This window comes from Pseudomonas sp. GX19020, from assembly GCF_023371075.1.
Taxonomy (GTDB): Bacteria; Pseudomonadota; Alphaproteobacteria; order Rhodobacterales; family Rhodobacteraceae; genus Pseudogemmobacter.
The window spans coordinates 59,933-77,358 of sequence record NZ_JAMCCR010000007.1; the positions used below are offsets into that span (position 1 = coordinate 59,933).

At 63.4% G+C, this 17,426-nt stretch carries 17 protein-coding genes; 6 read left to right on the forward strand and 11 right to left on the reverse strand.

Annotation, left to right across the window (positions count from 1 at the left end):
* Positions 1-2 precede the first annotated feature (2 nt).
* The 4 genes from M3484_RS12890 to M3484_RS12905 all read right to left on the reverse strand — a co-directional run bounded on the left by M3484_RS12890 (position 3) and on the right by M3484_RS12905 (position 4,392).
* A complete protein-coding gene (locus M3484_RS12890) occupies positions 3-1,268 on the reverse strand; it encodes an MFS transporter (protein ID WP_249497185.1) in 1,266 nt (421 codons plus the stop codon).
* An 85-nt stretch (positions 1,269-1,353) separates the two neighbouring features.
* On the reverse strand, positions 1,354-2,598 hold the full coding sequence (locus tag M3484_RS12895; RefSeq protein WP_249497186.1) for an alpha/beta fold hydrolase: 1,245 nt from the start codon (positions 2,596-2,598) through the stop codon (positions 1,354-1,356).
* Between the two features lie 32 nt (positions 2,599-2,630).
* Positions 2,631-3,170 (reverse strand): NAD(P)H-dependent oxidoreductase, encoded by a 540-nt coding sequence (locus M3484_RS12900; RefSeq protein WP_249497187.1) that lies wholly within the window; start codon positions 3,168-3,170, stop codon positions 2,631-2,633.
* A 1-nt stretch (position 3,171) separates the two neighbouring features.
* Complete coding sequence (locus M3484_RS12905) at positions 3,172-4,392, reverse strand: acyl-CoA dehydrogenase family protein (RefSeq protein ID WP_249497188.1); 1,221 nt, start codon at positions 4,390-4,392, stop codon at positions 3,172-3,174.
* Positions 4,393-4,714: 322 nt separating this feature from the next.
* Here M3484_RS12905 and M3484_RS12910 point away from each other — a divergent pair, with 322 nt between their 5' ends.
* A complete protein-coding gene (locus M3484_RS12910) occupies positions 4,715-5,431 on the forward strand; it encodes a response regulator transcription factor (RefSeq protein ID WP_249497189.1) in 717 nt (238 codons plus the stop codon).
* Between the two features lie 81 nt (positions 5,432-5,512).
* On the opposite strand, the gene M3484_RS12915 is transcribed toward M3484_RS12910, so the two are convergent.
* From M3484_RS12915 to M3484_RS12925, 3 genes are all read right to left on the reverse strand, one after another.
* On the reverse strand, positions 5,513-6,682 hold the full coding sequence (locus tag M3484_RS12915; RefSeq protein WP_249497190.1) for an ABC transporter substrate-binding protein: 1,170 nt from the start codon (positions 6,680-6,682) through the stop codon (positions 5,513-5,515).
* 116 nt (positions 6,683-6,798) lie between these two features.
* Positions 6,799-7,275: a cupin domain-containing protein gene (locus M3484_RS12920; protein ID WP_249497191.1), complete on the reverse strand. Its 477-nt coding sequence runs from the start codon at positions 7,273-7,275 to the stop codon at positions 6,799-6,801.
* Between the two features lie 65 nt (positions 7,276-7,340).
* Positions 7,341-8,579: a flavin-dependent oxidoreductase gene (locus M3484_RS12925; RefSeq protein ID WP_249497192.1), complete on the reverse strand. Its 1,239-nt coding sequence runs from the start codon at positions 8,577-8,579 to the stop codon at positions 7,341-7,343.
* 298 nt (positions 8,580-8,877) lie between these two features.
* Between M3484_RS12925 and M3484_RS12930 the strand changes: the two genes are divergently transcribed.
* Positions 8,878-9,930: an AraC family transcriptional regulator gene (locus tag M3484_RS12930; protein ID WP_249497193.1), complete on the forward strand. Its 1,053-nt coding sequence runs from the start codon at positions 8,878-8,880 to the stop codon at positions 9,928-9,930.
* 21 nt (positions 9,931-9,951) lie between these two features.
* Here M3484_RS12930 and M3484_RS12935 read toward each other — a convergent pair whose 3' ends face one another.
* From M3484_RS12935 to M3484_RS12950, 4 genes are read right to left on the reverse strand one after another with little or no spacing between them, the layout of a single operon-like run.
* The gene (locus tag M3484_RS12935; protein WP_249497194.1) at positions 9,952-10,650 is read right to left on the reverse strand and encodes an ABC transporter ATP-binding protein; all 699 of its coding nucleotides are present in this window, start codon (positions 10,648-10,650) and stop codon (positions 9,952-9,954) included.
* Positions 10,650-11,408, reverse strand: coding sequence for an ABC transporter ATP-binding protein (locus M3484_RS12940; RefSeq protein ID WP_249497195.1), 759 nt, complete (start codon positions 11,406-11,408; stop codon positions 10,650-10,652). The genes M3484_RS12935 and M3484_RS12940 overlap by 1 nt, the downstream gene beginning before the upstream one ends.
* Positions 11,405-12,394, reverse strand: coding sequence for a branched-chain amino acid ABC transporter permease (locus M3484_RS12945; RefSeq protein ID WP_249497196.1), 990 nt, complete (start codon positions 12,392-12,394; stop codon positions 11,405-11,407). The genes M3484_RS12940 and M3484_RS12945 overlap by 4 nt, the downstream gene beginning before the upstream one ends.
* Complete coding sequence (locus tag M3484_RS12950) at positions 12,391-13,314, reverse strand: branched-chain amino acid ABC transporter permease (RefSeq protein ID WP_092904482.1); 924 nt, start codon at positions 13,312-13,314, stop codon at positions 12,391-12,393. Before M3484_RS12950 ends, M3484_RS12945 begins: the two co-directional genes overlap by 4 nt.
* 387 nt (positions 13,315-13,701) lie before the next feature.
* Here M3484_RS12950 and M3484_RS12955 point away from each other — a divergent pair, with 387 nt between their 5' ends.
* From M3484_RS12955 to M3484_RS12970, 4 genes are all read left to right on the forward strand, one after another.
* Positions 13,702-14,931 (forward strand): putative DNA modification/repair radical SAM protein, encoded by a 1,230-nt coding sequence (locus M3484_RS12955; protein ID WP_283258426.1) that lies wholly within the window; start codon positions 13,702-13,704, stop codon positions 14,929-14,931.
* Positions 14,928-16,379 carry a UdgX family uracil-DNA binding protein gene (locus M3484_RS12960; RefSeq protein ID WP_249497197.1) on the forward strand — a complete coding sequence of 484 codons (1,452 nt, stop codon included), beginning with the start codon at positions 14,928-14,930 and terminating at the stop codon, positions 16,377-16,379. Before M3484_RS12955 ends, M3484_RS12960 begins: the two co-directional genes overlap by 4 nt.
* A gap of 61 nt (positions 16,380-16,440) precedes the next feature.
* Entirely contained in the window at positions 16,441-16,758 is a 318-nt protein-coding gene (locus M3484_RS12965; RefSeq protein ID WP_092904477.1) for a hypothetical protein, read from the forward strand.
* A gap of 142 nt (positions 16,759-16,900) precedes the next feature.
* Positions 16,901-17,344, forward strand: coding sequence for a TspO/MBR family protein (locus M3484_RS12970; RefSeq protein ID WP_249497198.1), 444 nt, complete (start codon positions 16,901-16,903; stop codon positions 17,342-17,344).
* Positions 17,345-17,426 lie beyond the last annotated feature (82 nt).

Sequence of the window (17,426 nt, forward strand, 5' to 3'; positions counted from 1 at the left end):
GATCAGAGGGTCGCCACCGGCAGCCGCCGCTTTGCGCATAGCGTCATCAGAACGATGAGGAACAGCGCTTCGGCAATGACAAAGGCGGTGAAGGCCATCGGAAACCCGCCGCTGCCGCGAATGATCACGCCCATGATGCTCGGTGCGACAAAGCTCGACAGGATGCCGAAGACCTCGGCATAGCCGATCGCGGCCGAAGCCAGCGCCGGGGCGTAGGTGTCCGAGATCAGTGCAAAGATCGCACCGCCGCCGATCACGGCGATGCCGCTGATTGCCGCCATGAGAACCAGAACCGCAAAGGGCAGCGCCCAGAGCGTTGCGGCCAGAAACATCAGGCCGGTGAGGATCGCCATGATGACCGAGACGCGGATCAGCTTCAGCTTGTCGCCTTTGTCGGCCATAAGTCCGCCGATCACCAGGAAGACCACCTGCGACAGGCCCATCAGCGTGCCGATCAGCGCAGCGCTGGCCTCGGGCATTGCCTGATGCGTGATAAAGGCCGGTACAACCCAGGTGGCCGTGCCCGCGATGGCAAAGGTGCAGGACGCGATGCCGAAGCCCGCGATATAGACCCAGGGCTTGCGGAAGATCGAGGCAAGCTCCAGCCTGTCGGGGTTAGGTGGCTCGCCAGACCATCTGAACCCGGCAAAGGCTGACCCAAGCGCCGCCGGGCCGGGTTTTGCGAACAAAAGCACCAGCCCCGCCGCAAGTGCGGTGCCGCAGGTCAGGATCGCAAAGAAATTGCGCCAGCCATAGCTGATGGTCAGCGGAATCCCGATGGCGAAATCCAGCGTGATCGCAAGGCTGTAGGCCGCAAGGATCAGACCGACCACCAGCCCGCGCCGTGCGGGCGGGAACCAGGCCAGCAAAAGCTTCATCACCCCGATAAAGACGCCCGCGTCGAAAAAGCCGATGATCAGCCGCAGCGTCAGCAATTGACCGTAGCTTTGCACATAGATCTGCAGGCCCATGCCGATGGTGGTGCCGATCAGCCCGGTCAACAGCATCGCCCGCGCCGACCAGTCGCGGCTGAGCGCCGACCAGACCACCATGCCAAGCCCATAGGTCAGCGCGAAAATGCCCTGGGCAAAGCCGGCCTGGGCCTCGTCCAGCCCGAGATCGGGTGACAGGAAAGGCAGAACGGCGGCCAGACCATACCAGTCCGCCGCCAGCATGATCTCGCAAAACAGCCCGAGCGCCAGCACACCCCATTGCCAGCGCCTGATCCTTGCCTGATCAGGCGGGGCAAGATTGTCCCATGTTGTCATTTCATCAGTCCCTGTTGGTTTTTGTTTTTTCGCCGGTTCCAGGCCGTCCCCCCCTCCCGCCCCGGCGCGGGAGAGGGTGCCGGGGTCAGGCCCCGGCGGGTGGCGGCAGGAAGTGGATATTGTGCAGTGCAGCCAGGCGCACCACCTCGGCCGGGTCCGGCACCTGATGGATCGCCTCGAAGAGCGCGCGCAGATCGCGGGTGGGCGCGACCCAGAACAGGCAGGTGGCTTCACTGCCCGAGAGATTGAAGATCCCATGCGGGATGCCGCGCGGCATCACCACCAGATCGCCGGGACGGGCCTTTTGCTCGGCCCCGTTGAGGCGGATCGTATATTCTCCGCTGAGCACCCAGATGAACTCGTCCTGATCCGGATGGACATGCGGCGGCACGAAGGTGTCGGCGGGGAAAATCGCATGCCAGGCCATGCTGTCAGGCCCGGCCTGTTTCAGCGTATAGGTCTGGCCGAGAATGTTCCAAGTCACGCCGTCCCAGGCACCAGATTGCGCGGTGATGCCGCCGGGCATGGCGGGCACTGTGCGGGCAAGGAAACCGGTCACGAGGCCGGCGCTTTCAGGCGTTTCTTCCAGAACGAGGTGACCCGTCGCCGGAACCAGCGCAAGCTCGGCCCCGGGCAGCTGTGCCAGCCAGTCCTGCGCCTGACCGGTCGGGCGCAAACGGTCTTCTGCTCCCCAGAGCAGCAGAACCGGCATCGTCAGACGCCAGAGCCTGCGTGCCAGATCCGGGTTCCCGTCGGGATGGGGTGCCGAGAGTTTCAGAAAGCCACCGACCTCGCGCCCGAGGGCCGCATCGAAAGCCGGATCCGGGGCGGCGGGGAAGAGCGGCAGGATCCTGGCCGGATCATGCGCCAGATAGGCCGGCAGTTCAGGCGGGGTGATTGAGGTCATCGCAGGTGCGGGGGCGGCCTCGCTGATCAGACCGGCCGGTGCGATCAGCACGAGGCCCGAGACGCGCCCGGGCTGTCGCACCGCGAATTCGGCCGCGATCCAGCCGCCAAGCGAAAATCCCGCCAGCGCGAACTGCTCCATCTTCAGCGCGTCAAACAGCGCCATGTAATGGAAGACCACATCCTCGATGGTCGTGATCCCGGGCGCGTCGTCGCTGAGACCAAAGCCGGGATGGAAAGGGATGACCACCCGATGCGTGGCCGCCCAGTGCCGCGCGGCCTCGAACCCGGTAAAGGTGCCGGTGCCATGCAGAAAGACGAGATCGGGCCCTTGCCCGAGGGTCAGAACGGCGGTGCGGATGCCATTCACGACCAGATCCTGCCGGTGAAATCCGGCGGTCAGATTTGCGAGTGGGTCAGACATGTCTGCTCCTGTGATGTTGGTGGGGCAGCGCCTCAGGCGGCGCAGCGGATTTCACGCAAAGACGCGGCGAGCTGGGCCACGCCGGTCTCGAGCCGTTGTGCCAGCGCCCCGGTCGGGGCGTCATCCGCGTCGAGTTCCGGCGCGCAGGCATAGACTGCCGTGGGCATGGTCAGCGCCTCAAAGAAGCCAAAAAGCGGGCGCAGCTGATGTTCGACCACCAGCGCATGACGCAATCCCCCGCCGCAGGCCGTGATCAGCACCGGGCGGCCTTTCAGGACACCCGGCGGGATCTGGTCGAAGAGATGCTTGAAGAGGCCCGGATAACCGCCCTGAAACACCGGGCAGCCGATGATCAGCGCCGGCGCCGCCTCGATCCGCGCGATAAGAGCCTGAGCGTCAGAGCCCATCTCCTCGCGGCGAAAGGCGGCAATGCCGGGGCCTGCATCCAGCAGATCGCAGGTCTCTGCCCCGATCCCATGCAACCGGTCCAGCCGGTCGACCGCCGCCTCGACGAGGCGGCGCGGGCTGGCGGGGCGCCAGCTCGTTGCGGAAAACGCGAGGACCGGGGGCACGTCATTTGCCCCCGTCTGCCACGCCGAACACCGTCCAGGGCGCATTGGGATCGGTGGTGCCCATCAGCGCGCGGCCGCATTCCTCAAAGATCTGATCCGACATCAGGATATGCTGGGTGCCCGCGTGAATATCGCGGTAAACCCGCTGCATGACGGTATTGTGCAGCGAGGCGCCGCGCGCCGCCCTATGGGCAAAGGTCGCAATGTCAGAGATCACATCATGGCTGTAGCGCAGGCAGAGCTTGATCATCGTCATCTGATGCTGGCTGAGCGGTTGTCCGGCCTCCAGCGTGTCCGATGCGCTTCTCCAGGTCTCCAGCACCAGGGCCCGCATGGCGCGGAATTTGGCCTCGTTCTGGGCAAACTGGAACCTGAAACTGGCGCTCTGGGCCGAGGGGCCAAAGGCATCGCGGCGGGGGACGATGACCTTGATCAGCTCGTCGAGTATCCGCCGCCCGGTGCCAAGCGCAAAGGAGGTATGGGCCCAGGCGCTGAAGCCGGCAAGCCCGATCGTGCCCTGATGCGAGCCGCGCAAAGGCGCCTCGATATCGAAATCATAGACCATTTCATCGGGGACAAAGATCTCGGTTCCCTCTTTGACGGCGTAATCAAAGCTGCCGGTGGCGCGCAGCCCCAGCACATCCCAGTTGCCTTTCAGCTCGATCGTCTCGCGCGGGTGATGGGCGATGATCACTTTCGGGCCTCCCGGCCCCATGATCATCTCGCCCGCCTCATCCACAAGGAAGGCGCCGGTATGGATCCAGTCGGCGTGCTGGATACCGCTGCCATAGGCCCATTGGCCCCAGATCATGTAACCGCCATCGGTCTTGCGGGCGAAACCGCGCGGCACGCCATTGCCGGCGATGGTGATATCAACGCCTTTTGCGAAGACATGATCCACCCCGGCCTGGTCAATATAGACCGCCATGGTGGTGCCTTCCATATTGTTCACGCCGACATACCAGCCGGCGGAAGCATGGGCATAGGTGATCTTTTCATGGATCAGCATCGCATCGAAATGGCTGATCTCAGGGCCGCCGACCACGCGGGGATAAAGCATGGTGAAAAGCCCGGCTTTGCGCAATTCGCGCACGACCTCATCGGTCAGATGCCCGAGCCGTTCCGCTTCGGCCGATTGCGCCTCGATCAGTGGCAGAAGCGCCTCTGCGCGTGCCATCAGCTCTGTGGCGGTCGGCGGCTCTGCGGTCACGTTGATGTTCATCCGGATACCTCTCTGTAGCGCGGCTCGTATCTGCACCCCTTGCCGGGGCTGGCCGCTTTTAAAGAACTGCACAAATCGGCCCGCCGCGCCGCGCGGGCGGAGACAGGGCCGATCTGTCGGACGATCCTGGTGGTTGGGGCCGGCCCGCCTCAATCCCCCCGAACAGGGGGGCTGTTGCGGCGGGGTTGCGGCAGGAATGCTTTGACTACGAAATTTTTACACCCGAATGATCGTGAAAGTTGCAGACAGAATTGACCGAATCATCCTCTCCTCTGAAACTGTGCGACGCAGGCCACTTCCGGCCGCACTTTCGGACTGGACCATGACCGCAGCGCCACTCTCTGCCGATCTCAGCGCTGCGGAGCTGATGGAGGTTATTTCTGCGGCCTCCATCCCGTTGCTTGGCGCGCAATGTCATGCCGCGCTGGAACGGCATTGCGGCGCTTCGGGAATGGGGATCTATGTTCTGCGCAGCGGCGTGCCGGATCTGCTGTATTCCAGCGGCGTGCCGGGTGGTTTTCTGGAAGATTATGCAACGCTTTACGGCACCGATGATCCGCTGATCCGGCAGCTCAGCGCGCAGGTGCCCGTCACCGATGGCCGGACCTGTCTTGGCGAGGCGGACTGGGCCCGCAGCGGGTTGCGAGAATTGCTCAGCTCCTGGGGGCTTGGGCATAATATGTGCGGGCTGATCCCGATCGACGCGGCGACGATGGGGGTCATCTATACTGCCACGCTGCAGCGCACCGGACCTTTCACGCCCCAGGCGCGCGAGCAGCTGGTTTTTTTGTGCCGTGGCGCCGGGATCGCACTGCGCTCGCTGGTGCGGCCTACCCCTGTCGAAGGCGACCTGCCGCCGCAGCAGGCGCGGGTCGCAGCCCTGGTTTGCGAAGGGTTTTCAAACAAGGAAATCGCCCGGGCCGTGGGGCTTTCGGAACATACGATCAAGGAATATGTCCAGCGCCTTGCGCAAAGGCTGCGGGCCGACAATCGCACCGCTCTTGCCGTCGCCCTGCTGCGCCAGGGGTTTTTGCATTAGGCCGGGGGATCTGGCCCGGGGGGCAGAAGCAAAAAAGACCGCCCTGGGGCGGTCTTTTCGGGTCAGGGCCGATGCTGCGGCTTACAAGCCGCAATCATTGACATAGGTGTCCTGGTAGTCATCGAAGATCTTCTCGACCACCGAGGTGGCATAGCGGCCATCCTCACGTTTCACGACTTTGGTCAGGTAGAAATCCTGAATCGGGAAGTGGTTCTTGCCGAACGAGAAATCGCCGCGCAGCGAGGTGAACTCGGCTTTCTGCATCGCGGTTCGCAGCCCGTCCCGGTCCGACATTTTGCCATCCACCGCTTTGACCGCGCTGTCGATCAGCAGCGCCGCATCATAGGCCTGCATCGCGAAAGTCGCGGGCACTTTGTCATATTTCGCGATAAAGGTATCGGTGAAGGCCAGTGATTGCGGCGTGTCGAGATCAGGTGCCCAGTTCGACCCGGCAAACATCTCAAGCGCGGCATCCTGCTGTGCCGGAAGGGTGGATTCGTCCACCGTAAAAGCCGAGAGGAAGGGAATGCCGCTCATGCCGGCCTGGTTGAACTGCTTGACCAGATTAACACCCATGCCGCCCGGCATGAAGGCATAGATCGCATCCGGGCCGGTCGCGGCGATCTGCGCCAGCTCGGCCGAGAAATCCAGCTGCCCCAGCGGGACCAGCATCTCATCGGCAATGCCGCCTTTATAGGAATGCTTGAAGCCTTCCATCGCGTCTTTGCCGGCCTGATAGTTCGGCGCCAGCAGATAGACATTCTGGTAGCCGCGATCCTGGGCTACCTTGCCCGAAACCTCGTGGATCTGGTCATTCTGATAGGAGGTCACGAAGAGGTTCGCGTTGCATTCCTTGCCCGCCAGCGTCGAGGTGCCGGCATTGGTCGAAATCAGGAAAGCGCCGCCTTCTGTGACCGGCGGCATGATCGCGTTCAGGATGTTGGAAAAGATCGGGCCGACCACGAAATCGACCTTATTGCCCTCGACCAGTTCGCGCGCCCGGCTGACGGCGACTTCGGGCTTTTGTTCGTCATCGACAATGATCAGCTCGACCTGCCTGCCGCCGATCTGGCCGCCCAGATCGTCAAGCGCCAGCTGGAAGCCGTCGCGCGCCTGTTCGCCAAGGACGGCCGCCGGCCCCGACAGCGTGTAGATCAGGCCGATCCGGACAACATCATCATCGGCCCGCGCCACGGATGCGAGCCCGGCGAGGATGCTGCCAGCCAGCAGGGATGCTTTCACTTTATTCATTTATTACCTCCATCGGGCCTGTTGGCGCCCAGTGTTTTCTGGTGGCCGGTCTGTTGGCGGCCAATTTTTGTTGGACGCGCGCGCGCCAGGCGGGCGCGCGCCGTCAGGTCTCGTGATCAGTCAAGCGCCGGGGGCGGCACGAATTCCAGCTCGTGGAAGCCGGCGATCCGCACCACTTCGGCCGGGTCCGGCACATTATGGATCAAAGAAAACATTTCCCACAGCTTTGCCGTCGGGGAAACCCAGAACATTGCGACCACGTCCGCCCCCGACCGGTTGAAGAGCCCATGCGCAATGCCGCGCGGCAGGACAACCAGATCGCCCGGGCCAGCACGGCGCAGCTTGCCGCCGACCTCGGCCTCGAGTTCGCCCGAGAGGATATAGACGAATTCATCCTGGGTGAAATGAATGTGATGCGGCACAAAGGTGCCGGGCGGGAAAACCGCATGCCAGGACATCGAGCTTTCGCTGCAGGATTTCGGCGTATAGGTCTGGCCCAGAATGTTCCAGACGATGCCTTTGATGCCATCTTCACCGGCGACCACACCGGGGGGCATGGGAACGGGCGGCAGCGGATAGGTCGGGGTGGTCATCTTTTGCTCTCCTTCTTCATCTCATTCAGATTTAAAAATTTTGTGTGTAAAGCTATTTCTGCGCCTCACTGGCGTTTCCGGGTCTGGTCATCCGAAAAACCGGCGGTCGAAGCATAGCCGCGCACGATGGCGGCGCGTTCCTCAGACGTGATCACCTGGTCGAGATCGGAGAAGCCCGCCGGCGCCCGGCGCTCGACCTCGTCGATCAGCCCTTCGGGGCCGCCAAGCCGGTTCAGCCGCACGATCTCGGCGGTGACGGGGCGGCGCGCCGCATCATAGGCGGCAAGTGCGGCCCGGATGGCATCCGGTGTCGTCGCCCCGGCCAGCAGATCCGCCAGTGCTCTGGTGTCAAGGATCGCCTGGCTCGCGCCATTTGATCCGACCGGATACATCGGATGCGCGGCATCGCCGATCAGCGTCACACGGTCATGGCTCCAGCCCGGCAGCGGATCGCGGTCGCACATCGGATATTCCAGGAAGACCGGCGTGGCGCGCACCAGCGCCTCAAGGTCGATCACATTCACATCAAAGGCGCGCACATGCGGGATCAGCTCTTCCAGCGTGCCCTGACGGTTCCAGTCCTCGCGTTTCGGGGTCGGGCTGCCTTCGGCGCCGGGGCGGTAGGTTACGACCCAGTTCATCAGCACCTTGCCGGGCGCGGATCCGGGTGCGATCGGGTAGAGCACCAGTTTATAGGTAAAGCCGCCCGCAACGATCATTGTGCGGCCATCTGCGAAAGCATCCGCCTCGACCGCGCCGCGCCACATCATGACGCCATTCCATTTCAGGCCGGGTTCGTTCGGGTAAAGCTGTGCGCGGATCGGTGAATGCACCCCATCCGCCGCGACCAGAAGATCGCCCTGTGCTGACTGGCCGGTGTCGAATTCCAGCCTGACGCCATCCGCATCCTGGTGGAATCCGGTACTGCGATGCGAAAGCTGCACGGCAGCGGGGCCAAGCCGGTCCAGCACCGCCTCGCGCAGCATATTATGCAGCCGCCCGCGATGGATCGAGAATTGCGGGTAGTCGCCGCCGGCCTCGACACCGCGCGGTTCGCGCCAGACCTCCTGGCCCTGCCTTGTCTGGTAACGCAATTCGCTGGTGCGAATGGCGATCCGGTCCAGCTCGGGCAAAAGGCCCAGCTCGGTAAGTTCGCGGATGGCATGCGGCAGCACATTGATGCCAACACCCAATTCGCGCATTTCGGGGGCGGCCTCGAAAATCTGGCAGGAAATGCCGCGCGCCTGCAACATCAGGGCCAGCGTCAGCCCGCCAATGCCGGCGCCACTCACCAATACATTCATGTCTTTCCTCACTTCCCTGTCGCGGCTGCCTGCTGTTATTGCCTGCGGCCGTCATTTGGGCCGATGCTTGAGGGCAGGGGCCGCGCCAGCTATCGCCACAGCGCCAGACTATCAGCAGAGCGCCATCTGATACGCTTTTTCCCGCATGCAGGGCCGTGAGGGACAAAAGACCTGCGCGGTCAGATACAGCCTGTGCAGAAAGCTTTTGCAAAGGTCGCCCGGCCCATGGTTGAATTGCCGTCTGAAACTATAAGCCTGAAATAAATTCCGCCCCTCACTGACCCGGTTGATCGCGTTAATGCACACCTTGCCGCCGCCGCCCTTGCCGCCTCTGTCGCCGCCCCCTTTGTGGAAGCGCAGCAGCTCGCTCGAGGAATTCGAGGCGGTGATGTCTGATCTCTTGCGCCCCTGCCGGGTGCGGGGCAAGGCGCGGCGCGGATACCGGACCGAGATCCTGCATCAGCGGGTCAATGGACTGGGGCTGACGGCGGTACGTCTGGGCGCGCCCGCTTCGGTCAGGGTGGCACCCGACCGGGCCATTTCGCTGTTGCAGATCCCCGTCGGGGGCACCTTCCTTGCACGCAGCGGGCGAAGGGGAGAGGAGAGCTTCCGCTCGGGCCTTGAGGCCCAGGTGGTCGATGCGCCAACCGCGCTGGATCTGGATTTCTCCCAGGACAGCCGGATGCTCATCGTCGATCTGAGCGCGCCGCAGATCACGGCACTGGCCTGTGGGCCGCTGCCCTCGGGCAGTCTTTCGCTTGCCACGCCGGAAGGTGCGCAGCTGTGGCGGCTGGCGCAATATCTTCTGACGGAACTGGAATCCGGCGTGCTGGTGGGCGACAGCCCGCTGGCGCTTGGCCTGGAGCAAAGCCTGATCGGCGCAATCGCCCGCGCGCTGAAAGCCCATATGCCGGCGGGCGGCGGGCGCGGCGCGGCCTGGGGCGCCGCCGCAGAAGCGGCGCTGCCCCCTCAGCCCGGCGCAGTGGCCGTTCAGTCGCCGAACACCAGCTCGCAAAGTGACAGGATGCTTTTGCGTGCCGAGGCGTTCATGGCCAGCCATCTTGACCAGGTGATCGACCCGGCGGCGATAGCGCAGGCGGTCGGGACAAGTGTGCGCAGCCTGCACCGGCTGATGCGTGACAAGCGCGGCACCACGCCGCTGGCAGCCCTGAAAGAGATGCGCCTGCAGCGCGTGCGGGCCGAGATCGAGGCCGGTCTTTGTCCGCCAAATGGCATCACCGATCTGGCACTGCGCTTTGGCTTCAACCATCTTGGCGCTTTCGCCACCGATTTCCGTCGCCGCTTCGGGGCGCCGCCATCCGAGCTGTCCCGCCGCCACGCGCAGCGCTGACTTACGGGGCGCTGACCCGCCTCAGACCTTGAGAAACCGATCCTTGATCCCGGGGCTGTCTTTCAGCGCCTGCGTGGTTCCTGACCAGACGACCCGGCCCTTTTCCACGACATAATGCCGGTCAGCGAAGCGGGTCAGCGCGTCGACATTCTTGTCGATGACAAGGATCGCCTCGCCTTCCGCCTTCAGTTTTGCAAGGCAATCCCAGATCTGATCGCGGATCAGCGGCGCGAGCCCTTCGGTCGCCTCGTCCAGCACCACAAGATCCGGGTTGGTCATCAGCGCCCGCCCGATGGCCAGCATCTGCTGTTCACCGCCCGAGAGCTGGTTGCCCATATTCGACGCCCGCTCTTTCAGGCGCGGGAAAAGTGCGCAGACGCGCTCAAGCGTCCATTTGCCCTTCTTTCCGCCGGAACGGGCGGTGGCGATCAGGTTTTCGGCGACGGTGAGATTAGGGAAGATCATCCGCCCCTCGGGCACCAGCCCAAGCCCCATCCGCGCGATCCTGTGCGGCGACAGGCCGGCGACGTCACGGCCATGCACCGAGATCCGGCCCCCGCGTGGTTTTACAAGGCCGAAGATCGTGTTGATCGTCGTGGTCTTGCCCATGCCGTTGCGGCCCAGAAGCGTGACGACCTCGCCCTGGCTGATGGACAGGGACATGCCGAAGAGCACCTTGCTGTCGCCATAAGAGGCCTCGAGATCCTCGACCAGCAGCATCAGGTGCCCTCCTCTTCTTCGCCGAGGTAAGCCTCGCGCACCTTCGGGTGATTGCGGATGTCTTCGGCGGTGCCGCCGGCGACGATTTCGCCGTAAACCAGCACCGAGATCCAGTCGGCAAGCTGGAACACCGCGCTCATGTCATGCTCGATCAGCATCATGGTGACGCGGGATTTCAGCCTGAGCATCAGCGCGACGAGGATCTCGGCCTCTTCCGGGCCGGTGCCGGCAAGGGGTTCATCCAGCAGCAAAAGGCGTGGCTTTGTCGCCAGGGCAATCGCGATTTCAAGCTGGCGTTTCTCGCCATGCGACAGGGTGCGGGCCAGCCGCCGGGCCTGGGCGTCCAGCCCGACCTCGGTCAGGCAGGCCATGGCCTCGTCATTCAGCGCGCGTTCCTGGGCGGCAACCTGCCAGAAGCGAAAGGAGGATCCCGTCCGCGCCTGAACCGCGATGGCGACATTTTCCAGCACCGACAGCCCGGGCAGGATCCGCGTCAGCTGAAACGACCGCGCAAGGCCGCGGCGCACCCGCCCCGCCATGTCGAGATGGGTGATGGTCTCGCCATCATAACGCACTTCGCCGCTGTCGGGCGCAAGCTGGCCGGAAAGCTGCGAGATCAGCGTGGTCTTGCCTGCCCCGTTCGGCCCGATGATCGCGTGGATCTGACCGGAAAAGACCTTCAGCGAAACGTCATTGGTGACGGCAAGCGCGCCAAAGGATTTGCGCAGCGACGTGACTTCAAGCAGGGGCTGGCTCATCTGTCATCTCCCTTGCCGCTGACGCGCCCGCCGATGCGCTCCACGAGGCGGGTCAGGCCACCGGGCGAGAACAGAACAACCGCCAGAAGCAGGATACCGAACCAGAGCTTCCAGTGTTCCGAGAACCGTGCGAGCGCCTCTTCCAGGCCGATGGTCAGAAGGGCACCGGCCAGCGCCCCGACGAGGTTTCCGACGCCACCCAGCACGACCATGATGATGAATTCACCCGAACGCTGCCAGCTTGAAAGCGTTGGCGAGACATATTGGAGCTGGTTCGCGATCAGCACCCCGGCGATGGCGCAGATCACGGCCGAAATCACATAGGCGACCATCTGATAGGGCATGATCCTATAGCCGATCGCCTCCATCCTGAGGCTGTCTTCGCGGGTGCCGATCAGCACCCTGCCAAAGCGCGACCGGGTCAGGCGGCAGAGAAAGCCGAAGATCACCACGAGGATCGCGAGGACCAGATAGAACAGCGTGATCTCACTGCGCAGCAAGTCCTGGCCGAAAAGGGTGGCGCGCGGCAGGCTCATCCCGTCATCGCCGCCAAAGGCCGAGAGCGAGATGAAGAAGAAGAACGCCATCTGGCCGAAGGCCAGCGAGATCATGATGAAATAAACCCCGCGGGTGCGCAAAGCGATGGCCCCGGTCACCAGCGCGAAGGCTGTGGCTGCAAGGCTTGCCCCCGCGAGATGCAGGAAGAAATCGGTGATCCCCCTTGTTTGCAGGAACAGCGCCGCATAGGCGCCGATCCCGAAAAAGGCAGCATGGCCAAAGGAAACCAGCGCGCCATAGCCCAGGATCAGATCCAGTGACAGCGCGGCGATGGCATAGATCATCATCCGCGTGACGACCGAGGTGTAATAGTCCAGCCCGGCAAGGTTCAGAAGCGGCGGCACGATGGCAAGGGCCGCGAAGATGCATAATGCGATGCGGATGCGGGGGTCGCCGGTACGGGTAATCTGCGAGGGGATCTGGGTCATTTGGCATGGCTCCGACCGAAAAGCCCGTTCGGGCGCCAGCAGAGAATGGCGATCATCAGAAGATAGACCAGCATGGGGGCAAGGGTGCGGCCCAGTTGATTGGCCACCGCCGGATCAAAGGCCATTTTCAAAAGCATCGGCCCGAAAATCCGCCCGACCGTATCGATGATGCCGACCAGCAGCGCGGCGATAAAGGCCCCCCGGACCGAGCCGACGCCGCCAATCACGATCACCACGAAGGCGAGGATCAGGATCGAATCTCCCATCCCCGGATCGACCGAGAGGATGGGCGAGACAATGGCCCCTGCAAAGCCGGCCAGCATGGCGCCAAAGGCGAAGACCACGGTGAAAAGGCGTGAAATATCAATGCCAAGTGCCGAGACCATATTGCGGTTCGAGGCGCCTGCCCTGAGCAGCATCCCGAGCCTTGTGCGCCCGATCACATACCAGAGCCCAAGTGCAAGACCGAGCCCCGCAAGGATAATCGCCAGCCGGTAGACCGGAAAGCGCATCGGCCCGGCCAGCGGCATCGAGCCCGAAAGGCTCTCGGGCATCGGGACGTTCAGTGGTGCCGCCCCCCAAATCATCTTGACCAGCTCAGAGGTGATCAGCACCAGCGCGAAGGTCGCCAGAACCTGATCGAGATGCGGTCGCTGATAGAGTCTTCGGAAGATCCCGAGCTCGAGCAACAATCCGACCACCAGCATCGCCGGCAGGGTCAGCGCCAGCCCGAGCCAGAAATTGCCGGTCGTCGCGGCGAAAGTCGCCATCAGATAAGCCCCGACCATGTACAGCGCACCATGGGCCAGGTTGATGAAATCCATGATCCCGAAGATCAGCGTCAGGCCTGCAGCAACGAGGAAGAGGAGGATCCCGAACTGAACGCCATTCATGACCTGCAACAAAAGCAGGGTGCTCATACGAGCCCTCCTTGCCAGGAGGCCACCTTTCCAAAGGGAGCGCGCGCCCCGGCCGGATCGCCGCAAGCTCTCATCATCATGGCTTCCTCTCTGTTTGCAGTTCGCTTCCAGCGTCATGCCGCGCCGGTTCTGCAATTTATTTTATATACGAAACATCTCGATTCAATCGGAATGCGGCCCCCCACGCAATTTTTTACATGCGGGCAGGGCCCGGGAAGGGCATTTTTCAGCTCTGGCGGGAAAAATCCCCGGCGCGGTGCGTGCGGCAAGGCCATTTGTGGCAACTGGCGGATAGGGCGGTCGCTCTCCAGGGCCGCCAGTCACATTTCAGCTCATAGGGCAGAGAGGAAATTGACGAACATATAGTGAACATATACTGTCCTGCGCATGGCAAGACCCCTTCAGGACAAGCTGGCGATCCTTTCGGACGCGGCAAAATATGATGCCTCCTGCGCCTCCAGCGGAGGCGAGAAGCGCGATTCCCGCAAGGGTGGTATCGGGTCTTCGGGCGGCGCCGGCATCTGCCACGCCTACACGCCGGACGGGCGCTGTATCAGCCTTTTAAAAATCCTGATGACCAATTTCTGCATCTTCGACTGCGCCTATTGCATCAACCGCGTCTCTTCGAATGTCGAGCGCGCGCGATTTTCGGTCGATGAGGTCGTCACGCTCACGCTGGAATTCTACCGGCGCAATTACATCGAAGGGCTGTTCCTGTCTTCGGGGATCATCCGTTCGCCCGATCAGACCATGGCGGATATGGCCCGCATCGCACGGGTCCTGCGCCAGGATCACGGTTTCAGGGGCTATATCCATCTGAAGACCATTCCCGATGCCAGCCCGGATCTGATCCGCGAGGCAGGGCTTTATGCCGACCGCCTCTCGATCAATGTCGAATTGCCCGCCGATGCCTCGGTGCGCCGCTTCGCTCCGGAAAAACGCCCCGAGACAATACGCTCTGCCATGGCGCAGGTGCGGATCGAGGGGGAGGCCGCGAAAGAGAAAACCCTGACCGGCAGGCGCCCGCCGCGCTTTGCCCCTGCCGGCCAGTCGACGCAGATGATCATCGGCGCAGATGGCACCGATGATGTGACGATCCTGCAAAGCTCGACCCGGCTTTACACCGGCTACAAGCTGCGGCGGGTCTATTACTCGGCCTTCTCGCCGATCCCGGACGCGTCATCGGCCCTGCCCCTGGTCCAGCCGCCACTGTTGCGCGAACACCGGCTGTATCAGGCAGACTGGCTTTTGCGCTTTTACGGCTTCAGCGCCGAAGAGATCGCGACCGGCACGACTGCCGGGCATCTGGATCTGGAGATCGACCCGAAACTGGCCTGGGCGCTGCAGCATCGCGGGCTCTTCCCGCTGGATGTGAACCGGGCCGCAAAGGATATGCTGTTGCGGGTTCCGGGCTTTGGCACCCGTACGGTCGACCGCATCCTGGCGGCGCGCCGCTCGCGCGGCTTACGCTATGAGGATCTCGTGCGGATGGGCGCTCTGATGAAAAAAGCGCGGCCCTTCATCACGGCCCCGGGCTGGTCGCCGGGCGGGCTGACTGACAGCGCCGGCCTGCGCGCCCGTTTCGCGCCACCGCCAGAGCAGCTGTCGCTTTTATGAGCTTCGCCGTCACCCTGCCCGAACAGGGGCAGTTCGGGGCATGGCGGCAGGCGGCACGGCTTGCGATCAGCCACCGCATCCCCCCAGGCGATATAGACTGGACCGGCGGGGCGGGGCTTTTCGCGGCCGATCCGCTGCCGGACGGCCCCGGCCCGCATCAGGCAAGGGTGCCCGGGCAATTCGTGAAACTGGCAGGCTCGGTCATCTGGCATTCTGCGCCAGAGCGGTTCGCCCTGCTCTATCAGGCGCTTTGGCGTCTGGACGCGCGCGAGGGGGACACTCTGTCGCAAACCGATCCGCTGGGGCGGCGACTGAACCTGATGACAAAGGCCGTGGGCCGCGACATCCACAAGATGCACGCTTTCGTGCGGTTTCGCGAACTGCCCTCCGAAGGCAGACGCCGTTTTGCGGCCTGGTTCGAGCCCGGTCATAACACACTGGAACCCGGCAGCAGCTTTTTCGCAAAACGCTTTGCCGATATGGATTGGATGATCGCCACGCCGCGCCTGACCGCCCGGTTCGAGGCCGGGCAGCTTGCCTTTCATCCCGGCGGGGCGCGCCCCGATCTTCCCGAAGATGCGTCAGAAAGCCTCTGGGCCACCTATTTCGCCAATATCTTCAACCCGGCACGAGTGAAACTTGATGCGATGCGTTCGGAGATGCCGAAGAAATACTGGAAGAACCTGCCCGAGACCCGGCTGATCCCTGATATGCTGAAAGATGCAGAAGCGCGGGTACAGCGGATGCGCGAGGCGGCGGCCAGCGCACCGCGCCCCGGTGCCGCCGCTGTTTCGACCCGCTACCGCGCCACGATGCCCGCAGCTCAGGATCTGCCAGAGACGCTGGCGGCGGCCCAGGATGCGGCGCTGCAATGCCGTCGCTGCGGTTTGTGCGAGGCGGCTACTCAGACTGTCTGGGGAGAGGGCTCTGCGACCGCCCGCCTGATGCTGGTCGGCGAACAGCCCGGCGACCGCGAGGATCTGGAGGGGCGCCCCTTCATCGGCCCCGCCGGACAGCTTTTGCGGCAGAGCATGGCCTCGGCAGGCCTCGACCCGGCTTCGGTCTGGCTTACCAATGCGGTAAAGCATTTCAAATTCAGCCCGCGCGGCAAACAGCGCCTGCATCAAAACCCGGCCCGGCAGGAAATCCTGCACTGCCGCTGGTGGCTCGGGCTGGAACTGGGCTTTATCCGGCCAGATCTTGTGCTGGCGCTTGGCGCCACGGCGGCGTTCGCCCTGACCGGCAGCGAGGCTCCGATGACCGCCCGGCGCGGGCAGATCGAAACCGGCCTTCATGGCGGGCCGGTGCTGATCACCTGGCATCCATCGGCAATCCTCCGGCAGCAGGACCCCGGGGCCCGGGCCCGGATGACCGAACACCTTGCAGCCGATATTGCGACGGCGCGCCATCACCCCCGAGTGAACGCAACGTCATCCCAGGGAACCTGAGAGCCGCTTTACCGTTGGACAGGTGTGAGTTCGTTTACTTGTTCTAAAAGGAGAGCTGACTATGGCAGAGGCAGCAGACGATATCCGCGCCAATCTGGAGAAGCAGATCACCGATCTGAAGAAAGAAGTTTCCAGAATGAGCAAATCTCTCGCGTCGCGGGCGTCAGACGCGATGGATGACGCGGAAGATGCCTTCGAGGAAGGCAAAGGCCGTGCGCGTCAGGTCGCGTCGCAAGTTCGCGAACAGGCCAGTCTTACGGTCGGCGCCATGCGCGAAAACCCCGGCACAACGGCAACCGTTCTGACCTCCGTTGGCCTGATGGGCGTTGCAGCGGGCTTTGTGCTGGCAGGACTTTGCGCCAGTGATCGCCGGCGCTGACGCCTCTTTCGGCATCTGATGGCCGGGGCCCGGCCTCCTCCCTCTCCCTGCCCCGCCCCGGCCTGCTGCGGCCCGTGTATTTAAACGCGGGCCGCGCCCTTATGGCCTCGCGACCAGGACAGCCCGAAGGAGAGCCCCAACCATGCTGAGACCGCTTTTATTCGTCGTGCCGGTGGTCCTGGCCGGCTTGCTGATTGGCTGGCTCAACATCCCCGGTGCCTGGTATGAGAGCCTCGCAAAGCCCGGCTTCAACCCACCAAACCAGGTTTTCGGCCCGGTCTGGACCGTTCTTTATGTTTTGATCGGCATCGTCGGCTGGAGGGTCTTTGACAGAATACAGGATCAGCCGCTCCGCTGGCTCTGGGCCCTGCAGCTGGGGCTGAACTTCGCCTGGTCGCCCGCCTTTTTCGGGCTGCAGAACATTGCGCTTGGATTGGTCATCATCCTTGCCCTGCTGGCGACGCTGGTCGCCTTCTGTCTGAGAGCCAGGACGAGAGAGCCGGTCTCAGCCCTCCTGTTTCTGCCCTATATCGCCTGGGTTGCCTTTGCTTCGCTGCTCAATATCGCGATCTGGCGCCTGAACTGAGCCGAAACGCGAATAACCACTCCCACGCTGCGCACCCAGGCAGATAAATCGGTGCTGATCATTGACCTTTTGCGAGGGCAGT

Coding starts and splice junctions, on each gene's coding strand:
- M3484_RS12890 (WP_249497185.1), bottom strand. CDS start 1,268: ATGACAACATGGGACAATCTTGCCCCGCCTGATCAGGCAAGGATCAGG.
- M3484_RS12895 (WP_249497186.1), bottom strand. CDS start 2,598: ATGTCTGACCCACTCGCAAATCTGACCGCCGGATTTCACCGGCAGGAT.
- M3484_RS12905 (WP_249497188.1), bottom strand. CDS start 4,392: ATGAACATCAACGTGACCGCAGAGCCGCCGACCGCCACAGAGCTGATG.
- M3484_RS12910 (WP_249497189.1), top strand. CDS start 4,715: ATGACCGCAGCGCCACTCTCTGCCGATCTCAGCGCTGCGGAGCTGATG.
- M3484_RS12915 (WP_249497190.1), bottom strand. CDS start 6,682: ATGAATAAAGTGAAAGCATCCCTGCTGGCTGGCAGCATCCTCGCCGGG.
- M3484_RS12920 (WP_249497191.1), bottom strand. CDS start 7,275: ATGACCACCCCGACCTATCCGCTGCCGCCCGTTCCCATGCCCCCCGGT.
- M3484_RS12925 (WP_249497192.1), bottom strand. CDS start 8,579: ATGAATGTATTGGTGAGTGGCGCCGGCATTGGCGGGCTGACGCTGGCC.
- M3484_RS12930 (WP_249497193.1), top strand. CDS start 8,878: ATGCACACCTTGCCGCCGCCGCCCTTGCCGCCTCTGTCGCCGCCCCCT.
- M3484_RS12935 (WP_249497194.1), bottom strand. CDS start 10,650: ATGCTGCTGGTCGAGGATCTCGAGGCCTCTTATGGCGACAGCAAGGTG.
- M3484_RS12940 (WP_249497195.1), bottom strand. CDS start 11,408: ATGAGCCAGCCCCTGCTTGAAGTCACGTCGCTGCGCAAATCCTTTGGC.
- M3484_RS12945 (WP_249497196.1), bottom strand. CDS start 12,394: ATGACCCAGATCCCCTCGCAGATTACCCGTACCGGCGACCCCCGCATC.
- M3484_RS12950 (WP_092904482.1), bottom strand. CDS start 13,314: ATGAGCACCCTGCTTTTGTTGCAGGTCATGAATGGCGTTCAGTTCGGG.
- M3484_RS12955 (WP_283258426.1), top strand. CDS start 13,702: ATGGCAAGACCCCTTCAGGACAAGCTGGCGATCCTTTCGGACGCGGCA.
- M3484_RS12960 (WP_249497197.1), top strand. CDS start 14,928: ATGAGCTTCGCCGTCACCCTGCCCGAACAGGGGCAGTTCGGGGCATGG.
- M3484_RS12965 (WP_092904477.1), top strand. CDS start 16,441: ATGGCAGAGGCAGCAGACGATATCCGCGCCAATCTGGAGAAGCAGATC.
- M3484_RS12970 (WP_249497198.1), top strand. CDS start 16,901: ATGCTGAGACCGCTTTTATTCGTCGTGCCGGTGGTCCTGGCCGGCTTG.